The organism is Larkinella fluvii, from assembly GCF_051857545.1.
In the GTDB taxonomy this organism is placed as follows: Bacteria; Bacteroidota; Bacteroidia; order Cytophagales; family Spirosomataceae; genus Larkinella.
On sequence record NZ_JBPZHB010000005.1, the window covers coordinates 463,155 to 477,156 of the forward strand.

Sequence of the window (14,002 nt, forward strand, 5' to 3'; positions counted from 1 at the left end):
ATGAATCCGTTTAGAAAAACCGTCGTTGCGCTGCTCGGCGGGATCCTTCTCTACGCCCAGGCTGACGCCCAGAACATTACCCAGCAACAGCAACCCTTTAAAGGCGTTGTTGGCAAAACCCTGGCCGAATCGAAGGAAGCCTGGACGAACCCGATCAAAGCCCCGGCCGGTGCCCCCAACGTTGTCTGGATCTTGCTGGACGACGTCGGCTTCGGTGCTACCAGCACCTTCGGCGGGGTAATTCGTACGCCGACGTTCGATAGCCTGGCCAACAACGGACTGCGCTATACCAACTTCCACACGGCGGCCATTTGCGCCCCAACCCGGGCCGCGCTCCTCACAGGGCGTAATTCCCACTCGGTCCATGAAGGCGGTTTTTCGCATGTATGGTCTTCGTTCGGATTTCCGGGCTGGGATGGGCGGATTCCGTCAGACAAAGGAACCATTGCCGAGATTCTGCGGGAAACGGGCTACAACACCTTTGCCGTGGGGAAATACGGCCTGACGCCGGATCAGGATGCGACCGATGCCGGGCCGTTCGACCGCTGGCCTTCCGGCAAGGGATTCGATCATTTCTTTGGCTTTCTGGGATCACAAACCGACCAGTATAAACCGGATCTGGTGGAAGATAACGCCCACGTAGAGCCCGACGGCCGGCACCTGAACGACCAGATTACGGACAAAGCCATTAGCTTCATTGGGCGTCAGAAAAAAGCCGCGCCCGGCAAACCGTTCTTCCTGTATTATTCGCCGGGTGCTACCCACGCGCCCCATCAGGTGGCCAAAAAATGGAGCGATGCGTACAAAGGCAAATTCGATGCGGGCTGGGATGCTTTCCGGGAGCAGGTTTTCGCCAACCAGAAGAAACAGGGAATCATTCCGGCCACTGCCGTTCTGCCCGAGCGCAACCCGAACATCAAAGCCTGGAACAGTCTGCCAGCGGACGAGAAAAAGCTCTACGCCCGTTTCATGGAAGTCTACGCGGGGTACCTGACCTATACCGATCACGAAGTGGGTCGGCTGGTTACGTACCTGAAGCAAATCAATCAGTTGGACAACACCCTGATTTTTGTGGTGATTGGGGATAACGGTGCCAGCAAAGAGGGCGACCTCAGTGGCGTCATTGCCCGCTCGTCGGCCGCAGCCCTTATTCAGCCGCTTTCGGAGGCCGAAAAACTCAGGAACAACCTGGTCGAGATCGACAAGATCGGCGAGCCGGAGGGCACCAACGCCAACTACCCGCTGGGCTGGGCGCAGGCGGCCAACACGCCGTTTAAATACTGGAAACAGGATGCCCATTCGGAAGGCGGCACGCGCAATCCGTTGATCGTTTTTTATCCGAAAGGGATCAAAGAGAAAGGGGGTATTCGCCACCAGTACGGGCACGTGATCGATCTGTTGCCCACCACGCTGGAGTTTTTGGGGATTCCGGCACCGGAGCAGATTCGGGGCATCAAACAGGACGCCATTCAGGGCACGTCGCTGGCGTATTCGTTTGATAACGCCAAGGCTCCTTCCCGGCATACTGTGCAGCACTACTACATTTTTGGCTCCCGCTCGATTTACAAGGATGGCTGGAAAGCGGCTTTTGCCTTTAAACCGTCGGCGGCCCCGACGAGCAGTTTTGCCAGTACGATCAGCGTGGCCAACCCGGAGCAAAATGACTGGCAGTTGTACAACCTGAACGACGATTTCAACGAACGCATCGACCTGGCGAAGAAGCATCCGCAAAAACTGGAAGAACTCAAAGCGTTGTTCGAAGAGCAGGCCCAAAAATACAACCTCTACCCCTATATCACCTGGGACGATGTGCTGAAACGACGGGTTCTGCCCCTGATTAAACAGGACCCCGCGAAGGCCGAAAGCAAAGGCGAAAAATAGCGGATGAGGAAATTGTTAAACTAGTATAATCCGCAACCCGATGATAATCAGAGTATTTGTTGTGATCCTGTGGCTGATAGCGTGGAGTTTTCCAACCCGGCTTTTTGCGCAATCGAAAAGCAGGCAGCCCACCAACATCATCTTCATTTTGTCCGATGACCACAGCGCGCCGTTCCTGAGCAGTTACGGGTATCCGAGCATCAAAACGCCGAACATTGACCGGCTGGCGCAGGAAGGCATTCGCTATACGCGGGCGTACACGACCGCTCCGCAGTGCGTGCTTTCCCGCGCGGCCCTGATGACCGGCCGGTCTACCCTCGACATCGGGATGACCCGGTTTTCGGCGCCCTTGCCCGCTGATATTGTGACGTATCCCGAACTGCTTCGCAAGGCGGGCTACTATACCGGGATTTGCGGCCGAAATTTTCACCTCAACGGCAATCGCGCCATCCCGGAATCGGCGGAGGTGTATGACAAATACGGCCTGGAAACCTTCAAAAACCGGGTGGATTACCTGAAAGTGTCGGCCAACAGCGACACCATTTTCCGGCAGTACGCGGAGTTTCTGGACAAGACGCCCAAAGGCAAACCGTTCTTCCTGCAAGTGGGCTACAGCGACCCGCACCGGGTTTTTACGGCCAAAACGTCCGAACCCGACCCGGCTACTTTGAAACTCCCGGAAGGCTGGCCGGACACCAGGCTGGTGCGCGAAGATTTTGTGGCTTACCTGGGCGAAATTCAACGGCTCGACGGCGACGTGGGCCGCTTGCTGGACGAGATCAAAAAACGCGGATTGGAACAAAACACGCTCGTGGTGTTCATGGGCGACAACGGGGGCGCTTTACTGCGGGGCAAAGGAACGCTCTACAACCTCGGCATTAACGTCCCGCTCATTGCCCGGCATCCCGGTTTGATCAAAGCCGGTCAGGTCAGCAACGCGATCATTTCGGGCGAAGACCTGGCACCGACGTTTTTGCAGGTTGCGGGCGTGGCCATTCCCCCAATCCTAACCGGCAAAAGCCTGGTGCCGTCTTTTCAGCAGGCGGCCTACGAACCCCACGATTACGTCTTTTCGGTGCGGGGTGCCCACGGCCACGGCTTGCCCACCAGCACCGTGCATTTCGATCTGGGCCGAACGGTGATCAGCAACAAGTACAAGCTGATTTACAACGCCTTGTGGCAATTGCCGTACACGCCCGTCGATTTTGCGGCCCAACCGTTCTGGCTTGACCTGACGCAGTTGCATGCCGAAGGAAAACTGGACAAAAAGATCGACCAGCGGTTTTTTGCGGCCCGCCGGGAGCTATTCGAACTGTTCGACCTGGAAAAAGATCCGAATGAATTCAACAACCTGATCGGTGACGAGCAGTACAAAGACATTGAACACCAGCTCAAGGCCCGCTTGCAGGAATGGATGATTCTGAACCGGGATTATCTGCCGTTACCCATTCCGCCCGCCAACCGGTATTGAACGTAAGAAATGCCTATGATTCGACTTAAAAACCATCTTCTTAGCCTGCTGCTGCTGGGCTTTTTTCAGGGAAAGGCACAAACCCCCGCCGACCGGCCCAATATTCTCTGGATCGTCAGCGAGGACAACAACACGTCGCTGATCGGCTGTTACGGCAATTCGTATGCCACCACGCCGAACATCGACCGGTTTGCGACCGCAAGCATTCTGTACAAAAATGCGTTTTCGACCGCGCCGGTTTGTGCGCCTTCGCGCAACACGCTGATTACGGGAATGTATCCGCCTTCGCTGGGTACCGAGCACATGCGGAGCACGAATCCGGTGCCCTCGTTCGTCAAATTCTTCCCGAAGTATTTGCGGGAAGCGGGCTATTACACAACGAATAATGCCAAAAAAGATTACAATACCGTCGATCAGCCAGATGCATGGGACGAGTCGAGCGATTCGGCGACGTATAAAAAACGCAAACCAGGCCAGCCGTTCTTTGCGGTCTTCAACCTGTTTGTGTCGCACGAAAGCTCCCTGCATCAGCCGCTTCCGGCCCTGCACCACGATCCGGAAAAAGCACCGATTCCGCCGTATCACCCGGAAACCGCCGAGTTTAAACACGACTGGGCGCAGTATTACGACAAAGTGGAAACGATGGACCAGCAGTTTGGCAAGCTCCTCAACGACTTGAAAGCCGCCGGTCTGGCCGAGAACACCATCGTTTTTTATTACGCCGACAACGGGGGCGTGTTGGGACGCAGCAAGCGGTTTATGTACGAATCCGGGCTGCACGTGCCGCTGATCGTTCATTTGCCGAAGAAATACGCGCATCTGGCCACGGCCAAAGCCGGTGCGAAAACTGACCAGTTGGTCACGTTTCTGGATTTTGCGCCCACAGTTTTGAGTCTGGTTGGCATTAAAGTCCCGGATTACATGCAGGGTCAGGCGTTTCTGGGAACGCAACAAAAACCAGAACGCCAGTACGCCTACAATTTTCGGGGGCGGATGGACGAAGCCATCGACCTGTCGCGGTCGGTGCGGGACAAAAAATACCGCTATATCCGGAATTACCTGCCGCACCGGATTTACGGTCAGCACCTCGATTATTTGTGGAGAACACCGTCGATTCCGGCCTGGGAAGCCGAGTTCAAAGCCGGACGACTGAACGAGACACAGGCCCGGTTCTGGCAACCCAAACCCGCCGAAGAGTTGTACGACGTGGACGCTGACCCCAACAATGTTCACAACCTGGCCACCGATCCGCGCTACGCAAAAGAACTGATCCGGCTGCGAAAAGCCAATGAGCAGTGGCTCCAGCAGAGCCGGGATGTGGGTTTCATTCCCGAAGCACTGCTGGCCCGGATCGCCGAAAAAACACCGTTGTACGACTACGCCCGAAAAAGCAACTACCCCCTGAACCGGGTGATCGAAACCGCCACGCTGGCCTCATCACGCAACCCGGCCGACGGCCAGGAACTGATCCAACGCCTGACCGATCCCGATCCCACTGTCCGGTATTGGGCGGCTACTGGCGGCACAGTGTTGAAACTGGCGTTGGCGAAACCGGCCCTACAGAAGCTCCTTCAGGATTCGGAAGAAACCGTGCAGGTAGCGGCTGCGGAAGCCTTGTACCAACTCGGTGAAACGAACGAAGCCGTTACGGCTCTTAAAAAAGCCTTGGCCAGTCCCAGCCGTCCGGTGCGGCTTCAGGCACTGAATGCGTTGCTAACGTTGGGTCCGGCTGCGGCCCCAGCGCAGGAAGCGGCCCTGGCCTTAATTCCCACTAATCCGTCACCCAATGCCGTCAATGAGGCCTATGACGTTCGGGCGGCCCAAAATCTTCTGGAATCTTTAAAAAAGTAAAACTCAATAAATCATGAAAAAATCGCTGCTGTTTCTGTTCACGTTTTTTTTAACCCTTTCCGCTTTTGCCCAGGAATCACAAGACAAACTGAGCGACACCCACAAATCACCGGAAACCATTCTGGCCGAAATCAAAACCGGGAAAGCTTATCTGGTGGATGTCCGCACCCCCGAAGAATACGGGGAAGGCCATTTAGCTCATTCGAAAAACATTGATTTCCGGGCGGCCAATTTCAAGGACCAAATTAGTAAACTGGATAAAAACAAACCGGTTTACCTCTATTGCCGGTCGGGCAACCGCAGCGGAAGAGCCGCCGATACCTTGCAGACCTTAGGTTTTAAGTCGCCTTTCAACATCGGTGGATTCGTGGACCTGACAACCGCCGGTTTGCCTGCCGAACCCAAACCATGATTCGGAAACGGGTTTTGTGGGCCTGGATCGCAATAGGGATCGTGTGTCTGAAAACCGCCGTCGTCCTGGCCCAGAGCACGACGGTCTGGCCCGCACACGCCGTTGACAACTCGCTGCTGGGCGCCGACGGGGTGCGGTTTGCGGATGCCAACGGCGATAACCGGCCCGACATTGCCACCGGCTGGGAACAGAGCGGGCTGGTTCGGATTTATTTTAATCCGGGGTACGAACACGTGCGGGAAAGGTGGAAATACGTAACGGTGGGTTCGGCACCCAATGTCGAAGATGCCGTTCTGGTCGATCTAGACGGCGATGGGGCCAAAGACGTCATCAGCAGTTCGGAGGGAAAAACCATGCGCGTGCAGGTCCACTGGGCACCCGGTCCCGGGAAAGACTATGCCGACTCGACCTTGTGGAAAACCGAGGTTTTTCCGGCTACGAAAGGCCTTTTTCAGTGGATGTTTGCCGAACCGTTTCAGGTCGATGGTCGCCATGGCGTCGATCTGGTGCTGGGGGGCAAAAAAGACAACGACACGTACCCCCAACCGTATATCGGCTGGCTCAAAGCACCCGCCAATCCGCGGAATCTGGCGGCCTGGGAATGGATTCCGCTGGCCAAAGTAAGCTGGGTGATGTCCATCCTGATGTCGGATGTGAACGGCGACCAGCTGCCGGACATCGTCTATTCCGATCGCAAGGTAATTCCGCGGGGGTGCCGCTGGCTCGAAAATCCGGGACGGGATAAAACGACGGGTTCCTGGACGAATCATAGCATTGGCGACACGACGCAGGAGGTGGTTTTCATGGACATCGCGGATCTGGACGGCGACGGCCGGCAGGATGTGATGGTGGCCACGAAAGAAGACCAGATCCATTTTATCCAAAAACTGTCGGCGGATGGGTTACAGTGGAAAACCCATAAAATCAACTATCCCAAAGACATTGGTCGCGGCAAAGCCGTAACTGTTGCCGACGTAGACGGCGACAACCGGAAAGATCTCGTGATTTCGTGCGAGGGCGCGGGCGAAACCCGGTCTGGCGTGGTGTATCTACGCTACCGGAATTCCGTGTTCGACCCGGATTGGCAGCGCAACGAAATCAGTGGAACCGTGGGCCGGAAATACGACCTCATTCCGGCAATCGACCTGGACGGCGACGGTGATCTGGATGTCATTTCCACCGAAGAAAACAATAATTCGCAGGGCGGAAAGCCGGGTCTGGGCATTGTATGGTATGAAAACCCGGTCAGAAGCCCTCTGAAACCCGGGCGAAAGAACCCTTAAACCGATAACAAAGGTGTATGGATTTACTTAACCCGGATTTCAGGAAATCATAAAGCTGTATGAAAGCAATCGCATTTTTGGCATTTTTAGTAAGTCCATTTATTCTACGGGCCCAGCAGGTGCCTGATTTCGATTACGACCCCAAAATCGATCATCCGGTCTATGCGGCTGGCAAGGGACCGCTGGTTTTCATTGACGAAGCTCACCACAACTTTCATACCATCGCGGGCCGCTACAACGCCTTTGCCAAGGTGCTCCAACGTGACGGGTATGTGGTCAGGCCCAATACGCAGCCGTTCACGAAAACTGGTTTACAGCATGTGGCCATTCTGGTGGTCGCCAACGCGTTGAACGAACGCAATGTCACCGACTGGGCCAAACCCAATCCGTCGGCCTTCGCGCCGGACGAAATCCAAGTGCTGAATGAATGGGTTAAAAACGGCGGTTCATTGTTTCTGATCGCCGACCACATGCCCATTGCTGGGGCCAACGAAGACCTCGCCAAATCCTTCGGGTTTACGTTCTACAACGGCTTTGCTACCGACACGACGGCCGGTCTTTTTCCGGGGGCAAAAAAAGAACTGGATCTTTTCCGGAAAGCCGCCGGAACCCTGGCTGAGCATCCGGTCACGAAAGGCATCACCTCCATTGCCACTTTCACCGGGCAAGCCTTTACGATGCCACCCAAAGCCGTTTCTTTGCTGACGTTCGACGAAAAATACCAGGTGTTATTACCCGATACCGCCTGGAAGTTCCACCAGACAACGCCACGAATCCCGATTAAAGGATTTTCGCAGGGAGCCGTATCCGGGTACGGCAAGGGGCGACTGGCGATCTTCGGCGAAGCGGCCATGTTTTCCTCCCAACTCAAAGGCAGGGACAAAATACCGTTTGGCCTGAAATCGCCGGATGCCGGTCAGAATCAGGCTTTTCTGCTCAATCTTATTCACTGGCTCGACCAGCGACAACCGCGTTTATAACCAACTTCTATGAAACAAATTCTGCTGAGTTTCACCTTCGTAACGCTGAGTCTGAGCCTGTCGCTGGGCCAGTCCAAAAACCGTCAGCCAGCTGGTAAACCAAACATTATCCTGGTGATGGTCGATGATCTGGGGTACTCGGATTTCGGCGCGTACGGGTCGGAAATCCAAACGCCGACCATCGACAAACTAGCCGCCGAGGGCCTGCGGTTGAGGGAATTTTACAACAATTCCATCTGTGCGCCCACGCGGGCGTCGCTCATCACCGGCCAATACCACCACAAGGCCGGGGTCGGCTATTTCAACGTCAATCTGGGCGTGCCGGCTTACCAGGGCTGGCTCAACAAAGAATCGCTGACGTTTGGCGAAGTGCTGAAACAGGCGGGTTACAACACGTATCTGTCCGGCAAATGGCACGTCGGAAACGACAGTCTGTACTGGCCCAACCAGCGCGGTTTCGACCGGTTTTACGGGTTCATCGGCGGAGCCAGCAACTTCTACGACATCAGCCCGTACAAGGACAAGGTGCCACCCGTCGAACTGGTCGAAAACAACCGGCGCATCAACCTGGAACCCGGCAAATACCTGACCGACGAGATCACCAGCCACGCCATTTCATACATCAACGAGTCGAAAAACAAACCGTTTTTTCTGTATCTGGCCTACAACGCTCCCCACTGGCCGTTGCAGGCCCCCGCTGAAGACATTGCCAAATACAAAAACCGGTACGCCATCGGCTGGGATTCGCTGCGGAAAGAACGGCTGGCGAAGCAAGTTAAACTCGGCATTGCCAATCCGAAACAGACCATTGCTGCCCATGACCCCGAAGTGGTTGAGTGGCAGAGTTTAACCTACGACGAACAGCAACTCTGGCAGCGCAAAATGGAAGTCTATGCCGCGATGGTAGACCGCGTTGATCAGAATCTGGCGCGGTTGCTGGCCGAGTTGAAACGGCTCAAAAAAGACGATAACACGTTCATCGTGCTGATTTCGGACAACGGCGCGCAGGGCGGTTTGATCCCAACCGGTCGGAAACGCCCCCGCAGTTCGGGGCCCATCGGCTCGGCGGGCTCATACGACTACCAGGAACAGAACTGGGCCTATGTTTCCAACACACCGTTCCGCAACTACAAAGCCACGCCCTACGAAGGCGGCATCAGTTCGCCGTTTGTTGCCTGGTTTCCGAAGAAAATCAAGGCCGGAACCCTGGCCAAAGGAACCGGTCACCTCATCGATCTGGCTCCGACTTTTTATGAGCTGGCGGGTGCTGCGTATCCGGCCACCTTCAACGGCCTGAAAACCAATCCGCTGCCCGGCCTTAGTCTGGTCAACCTGCTCTTTCAGGGAACCGAATTACCAGCCGACCGGGCTCTTTTCTGGGAGCGGGCGGGCAACCGGGCGGTGCGGAAAGGCCCCTGGAAACTGGTGTCGATTTACCCGCAGAATCGCTGGCAGCTCTACAACCTCGAAACCGACCGAGGGGAAACCACTGATCTGGCGGCTCAGCACCCCGACGTGGTCAAAGCGCTGAACGCCGACTATGAAGCCTGGGCCAAACGCACGGACGTCGAACCGTACGAAAAACTGCGGCCCTTGGTGCAGGGCCGCAACCCGATTAACAACCCGAACGCGCCAACGCAAAACCGCCCGGCTTCCCGGATCGAGTAATCCCCGAAATTCCATGAAAACGAATCTGTTACAAAAAATAGCCGTCCTTGCGCTAGCCGCCAGTATGCTTGCGCCCTCCGGACAAGCCCAAAGCCCCCAGCCCGCTGCTCCCAGCCGTCCCAACATCATCCTGATCATGGTCGATGACATGGGCTATTCCGATCTGGGTTCGTACGGGTCCGAAATCCAGACGCCGAACCTCGACCGACTGGCCAGCGAAGGCCTGCGGCTGCGCGAGTTTTACAACAACGCCATCTGCGCCCCAACCCGCGCGTCGCTCATTACCGGGCAGTATCCGCACAAAGCCGGGATCGGTTATTTCAACGTCAATCTGGGCATACCGGCGTATCAGGGCTTCCTGAACAAACCCTCGCTGACGTTCGGTGAAGTGCTGAAACAGGCAGGCTACAGCACCTTGCTGTCGGGCAAATGGCACGTTGGGAATGACAGTCTGGTATGGCCAAAGCAACGCGGGTTCGACCGGTTTTACGGCATTCTAGGGGGCGGATCGAACTACTTCGACGCGGGGCCGATGCCGACGGGCCGCAATTCGCCGGTGGTGATTCTGGAAGACAACCAGCGCCAATACCCGAAACCTAACTCCTATTACTTCACCGACGAAATTACGAACCACGCCCTGACGTATCTGGACGAGCAGAATCGGGAAACCAAACCGTTCTTTTTGTACCTGGCCTACACGGCTCCGCACTGGCCGCTGCAAGCCTTGCCGGAAGACATTGCCAAATACCGGGGCAAATACGACGCCGGTTGGGATGAAATTCGGAAAGAACGGCTGGCCCGGCAGGTGAAATTGGGCATCATCACCCAGAAACAGGCCGAAATCGCAGCCGTCCGTGATGCCGAGATTCCGGATTGGGACGCCCTGACCTACGAGGAAAAGCAAGTCTGGAAGGCCAAAATGGAGGTCTATGCCGCCATGCTCGACCGGGCCGATCAGGGTGTCGGGAAGCTATTGGCAAAGCTGAAGGAACTCAAAAAAGACGATAACACGCTGATTCTCTTCATTTCCGACAACGGTGCACCCGCCGAGGACGTGGCCCACTGGGGCCCGAAAGCCGGGCGGAACAGCGGGCCGGTCGGCACGGCGGGTTCGTTCGAGTCGCAGGGCAAACCCTGGTCGTACGTGTCCAACACGCCCTTCCGCTCGTTCAAGGCGTTTTCCTACGAAGGCGGTATCAGTTCGCCCTTCATCGCCTGGTTTCCGGGAAAAATCAAACCCGGTCGGCTCGAAAAAGGAACGGGCCACCTGATCGACATTGCGCCCACGCTGTACGACGTGGCCCAGGCGAATTACCCAACTTCTTACAACGGAACCGCGACCAACCCGCTGCCCGGGGTGAGTCTGGCGAATCTGCTATTCAATGAAAAACCGCTTGACCCGCAGCGCCCGCGCCCGATTTTCTGGGAATGGGCCGGCAACCGGGCGGTTCGGCAAGGGAAGTGGAAACTGGTTTCCATCTATCCGAGCTACCAGTGGGAACTCTACGACCTCGAAGCCGACCGGGGCGAAACCCAGAATGTGGCCGCCCGGAATCCGAATCGGGTCGATGCGCTTTCCGTGCTGTATTTCGACTGGGCCAAACGCAATGATGTCGTCGATTTCGACACGATCAAACCGCTGCAACCGTTGTTGCCCACGCCCAGAAAACCGTCGGTGGGAAACCGGAATTTTTAACGCTTTATCTCGCTATGAAACGCTTTTGGCCACTTGGGCTGATTTTGATGATTTTGTTCAAAACGCCCCTCCTGTACGCTCAGGACCTTACACTCGAACGGTTTGCCACCAATCCGATCGTTCACGCCGACCTATTGCCGGGTCAGGACGGCGACGACATCAACGGGCCGTCGCTCATTCGCGTGCCCGACTGGCTGCCGAATAAACTCGGTAAGTATTACCTGTATTTCGCCCATCACAAGGGCAAGTACATTCGGCTGGCCTACGCCGATGACCTGAAAGGCCCGTGGAAAATCTACCAGCCCGGCACGCTCCAGATCACCGACTGCATCTGCAACGACGCGCCGTTCCCGGCTACCGAAACCGCCCGGCACGAAGGCGCCGAAACGGCCGACGACGGCATTACGCACGTGGCTTCGCCGGACGTCCACATTGACGAGAAGAACAAAGAACTGATCCTGTATTTCCACTGTCCGCTGGAACACGAGCGGAAAAAGGGCCAGTATACGCTCCGGGCGACCTCGAAAGACGGCATTCATTTCAAAGCCGAAACCAACGTCCTGGGCGAGTCGTATTTCCGGGTTTTTCAGTGGAAAGGACGGTTTTACGCCATTGGCCGGTCGAGTTCGGTTTACCGCTCGAAAGACGGCAAGGCCAATTTTGAAAAAGGCCCGAACCCGTTTGCCAAAATCCAGAAACCCAATTCACTGCGGCATTCGGCGGTAAAAGTCGTGGGCGATACGCTCTGGGTGTTCTACTCCCGGGTCGGCGATACGCCCGAACGGATTCTGCTGACCAAAATCCGGCTTTCCGACGACTGGCACACCTGGACGCCGACGCCCCCGCAGGAAGTGGCCGAACCCCAAACCGAGTATGAGGGCGGCAACCTGCCGCTCACGACCTCGAAAATCGGCCTGTATTACGGCAAAGTGCGCGAACTGCGCGATCCGTTTGTCTTCGAGGAAAATAACCGGTGGTACCTGCTTTACTCGGCCGCCGGTGAAAATTCCATTGCCATCGGCGAATTGAAGAAAAAGTGAGACCTCTTTCGTCAGAGGCTAATCGGATGTGCTCCAATTGCTGATTTTTTTATTGAATTCATTTTTTATCCCATTCAACTTTAACAATAAACAACTATGAAAACCGTTCGCATTGTGTTCCTGTTTGGTTTGTTCCTGCTGGTGCAAACCCGTTTACACGCTCAAACCGCCGAATCGTCTCTGCTGTCATTCGATGCCTTCGAAGCCAAACTGGCGCAGGCCGGTCAACGCGCCCAGATTCTGGATGCCCGTTCGGAAGAAGAATTCCAGCAAAACCACCTGAAAGGGGCCTCCAGCTTTAACGTAGCCGACGAAGCCGATTTTCAGAAGAAGATAAAAAATCTGAACCGGGAGAACCCGGTTTTTATCTACTCGATTGCCAACGGACGCAGCGGGCAGCTCGCCAGACGGTTGCGCGAAGTCGGTTTTAAAGATGTGACCGAACTGCCCGGTGGTTTGAGCAAGTGGATCGGCTCGGGCCGGGCGGTCGAATCCACCGTCGGGCAGGGACTGACGCTGGCAGCTTATCAGGCACAACTTAAGTCCGACAAACTGGTGCTAGTCGATTTTGGTTCTCGGTATTGCGGCTCGTGCAAAAAACTGGCCCCGACGGTCGATGAAATTGAAAAAGAACAGGCCGCCAATGTGAAAGTAATCCGGATTGAAGCCTACGAAAACAAAGGGCTGGTGAAAGAATTGGGCATTACGTCGCTCCCGACTTTGGTGCTGTACAAAAGTGATCAAGCGGTTTGGAAAAAGGCCGGGGTGACGCCGAAAGGTGAAATTCAAGCCAGTATTTCTGAATCCCTCTAGGTATTCCGCTGTCGCGTGTCATAAGGGCTATGGAGCCTTGTGACACGCGGTAGATCCGTATAGACTGTATTCTCCCACACTACTGCCCCTTTGGCAGCACTTCCTGTAATTTCAGGGCAAGCTTTTCGGGCTGTTCGCGCATGGAGTAATGCCCGCCTTCAAATTCATAAATCTTCCAGCGTCGCTCCCGTGCTTTGTTTAAGCCCATTTGGTCGTTCAGGCGGTTGCTTTTTCCGTTCTTTGTCATCACGATAAACGCGGTTGGGATTTTTTTGACCAGGGGATTACTAATTTTCAGCGGCTCGGTGTACGTTTTTAGCGACTGGGGAACGTCACCGGGTGGTGTCGCCGAAGTGGGGCCAAATGGGTAAAAAACCAGACTATCCTTTACATAAGGTGCTATCAATCCATTCCATAGTTCACCGCACACGTCACGCGCACTTTCACCGTCGTTTGGCACCATCGCATCCAGGTAAATAAGTTGACTAATTCTTTCAGGCACTTGTTCGGCCACCCCCGAAATCACCATTCCGCCGAAACTATGACCCACCAAAATGACATTGTGCAGGTTTTCATACTTGATAACATTTACAATATCGGTAATGAACGTGCTCAGATTTATACTTGCATTGGACAAATGAACCCTTTCTCCAAGTCCGGTCAGTGTGGGACGATATACAATGTCACCTTTCGACCGCAGCTTAGCATCTACCCGGGCAAAGTCCCACCCGCCCGACCAGGCTCCGTGTACCAACAGGAACGTGCGGGATTTGTGTGTTTGCCCCAAGCTGGTCATACTAACCAGCATCGTTAAAATAAGGAAGAATTTATTCATGATGTACTCAATCTATGTTGATAATGAGGCAAATTTATCGATATTCACTTACCAAAATATAGTTGTTACCTA

Annotated in this window: 11 protein-coding genes; 10 read left to right on the forward strand and 1 reads right to left on the reverse strand. The window is 55.2% G+C overall.

All coding sequences use genetic code 11. The features are described 5' to 3' along the window. The 10 genes from ACS5NO_RS15335 (at position 1) to ACS5NO_RS15380 (ending at position 13,095) form a co-directional block, all read left to right on the forward strand. Positions 1-1,881: an arylsulfatase gene (locus ACS5NO_RS15335; RefSeq protein ID WP_439415971.1), complete on the forward strand. Its 1,881-nt coding sequence runs from the start codon at positions 1-3 to the stop codon at positions 1,879-1,881. A gap of 40 nt (positions 1,882-1,921) precedes the next feature. Beyond that, positions 1,922-3,352 carry a sulfatase family protein gene (locus ACS5NO_RS15340; RefSeq protein ID WP_439415972.1) on the forward strand — a complete coding sequence of 477 codons (1,431 nt, stop codon included), beginning with the start codon at positions 1,922-1,924 and terminating at the stop codon, positions 3,350-3,352. A gap of 15 nt (positions 3,353-3,367) precedes the next feature. Then, positions 3,368-5,203 (forward strand): sulfatase-like hydrolase/transferase, encoded by a 1,836-nt coding sequence (locus ACS5NO_RS15345; RefSeq protein WP_439415973.1) that lies wholly within the window; start codon positions 3,368-3,370, stop codon positions 5,201-5,203. Between the two features lie 13 nt (positions 5,204-5,216). After that, a complete protein-coding gene (locus ACS5NO_RS15350) occupies positions 5,217-5,615 on the forward strand; it encodes a rhodanese-like domain-containing protein (protein WP_439415974.1) in 399 nt (132 codons plus the stop codon). Continuing rightward, complete coding sequence (locus tag ACS5NO_RS15355) at positions 5,612-6,898, forward strand: FG-GAP repeat domain-containing protein (protein ID WP_439415975.1); 1,287 nt, start codon at positions 5,612-5,614, stop codon at positions 6,896-6,898. Before ACS5NO_RS15350 ends, ACS5NO_RS15355 begins: the two co-directional genes overlap by 4 nt. Positions 6,899-6,957: 59 nt before the next feature. Next, positions 6,958-7,878 carry a DUF4350 domain-containing protein gene (locus tag ACS5NO_RS15360; RefSeq protein WP_439415976.1) on the forward strand — a complete coding sequence of 307 codons (921 nt, stop codon included), beginning with the start codon at positions 6,958-6,960 and terminating at the stop codon, positions 7,876-7,878. Positions 7,879-7,887: 9 nt separating this feature from the next. Continuing rightward, on the forward strand, positions 7,888-9,546 hold the full coding sequence (locus tag ACS5NO_RS15365; RefSeq protein WP_439415977.1) for an arylsulfatase: 1,659 nt from the start codon (positions 7,888-7,890) through the stop codon (positions 9,544-9,546). A 13-nt stretch (positions 9,547-9,559) separates the two neighbouring features. After that, positions 9,560-11,242 (forward strand): arylsulfatase, encoded by a 1,683-nt coding sequence (locus ACS5NO_RS15370; RefSeq protein WP_439415978.1) that lies wholly within the window; start codon positions 9,560-9,562, stop codon positions 11,240-11,242. A 14-nt stretch (positions 11,243-11,256) separates the two neighbouring features. Beyond that, positions 11,257-12,282, forward strand: a complete 1,026-nt coding sequence (locus tag ACS5NO_RS15375) for a glycoside hydrolase family protein (protein WP_439415979.1) — start codon at positions 11,257-11,259, stop codon at positions 12,280-12,282. Positions 12,283-12,378: 96 nt separating this feature from the next. Beyond that, positions 12,379-13,095, forward strand: coding sequence for a thioredoxin domain-containing protein (locus ACS5NO_RS15380; protein WP_439415980.1), 717 nt, complete (start codon positions 12,379-12,381; stop codon positions 13,093-13,095). A 79-nt stretch (positions 13,096-13,174) separates the two neighbouring features. On the opposite strand, the gene ACS5NO_RS15385 is transcribed toward ACS5NO_RS15380, so the two are convergent. Continuing rightward, complete coding sequence (locus tag ACS5NO_RS15385) at positions 13,175-13,930, reverse strand: alpha/beta fold hydrolase (RefSeq protein WP_439415981.1); 756 nt, start codon at positions 13,928-13,930, stop codon at positions 13,175-13,177. Positions 13,931-14,002: the final 72 nt, after the last annotated feature.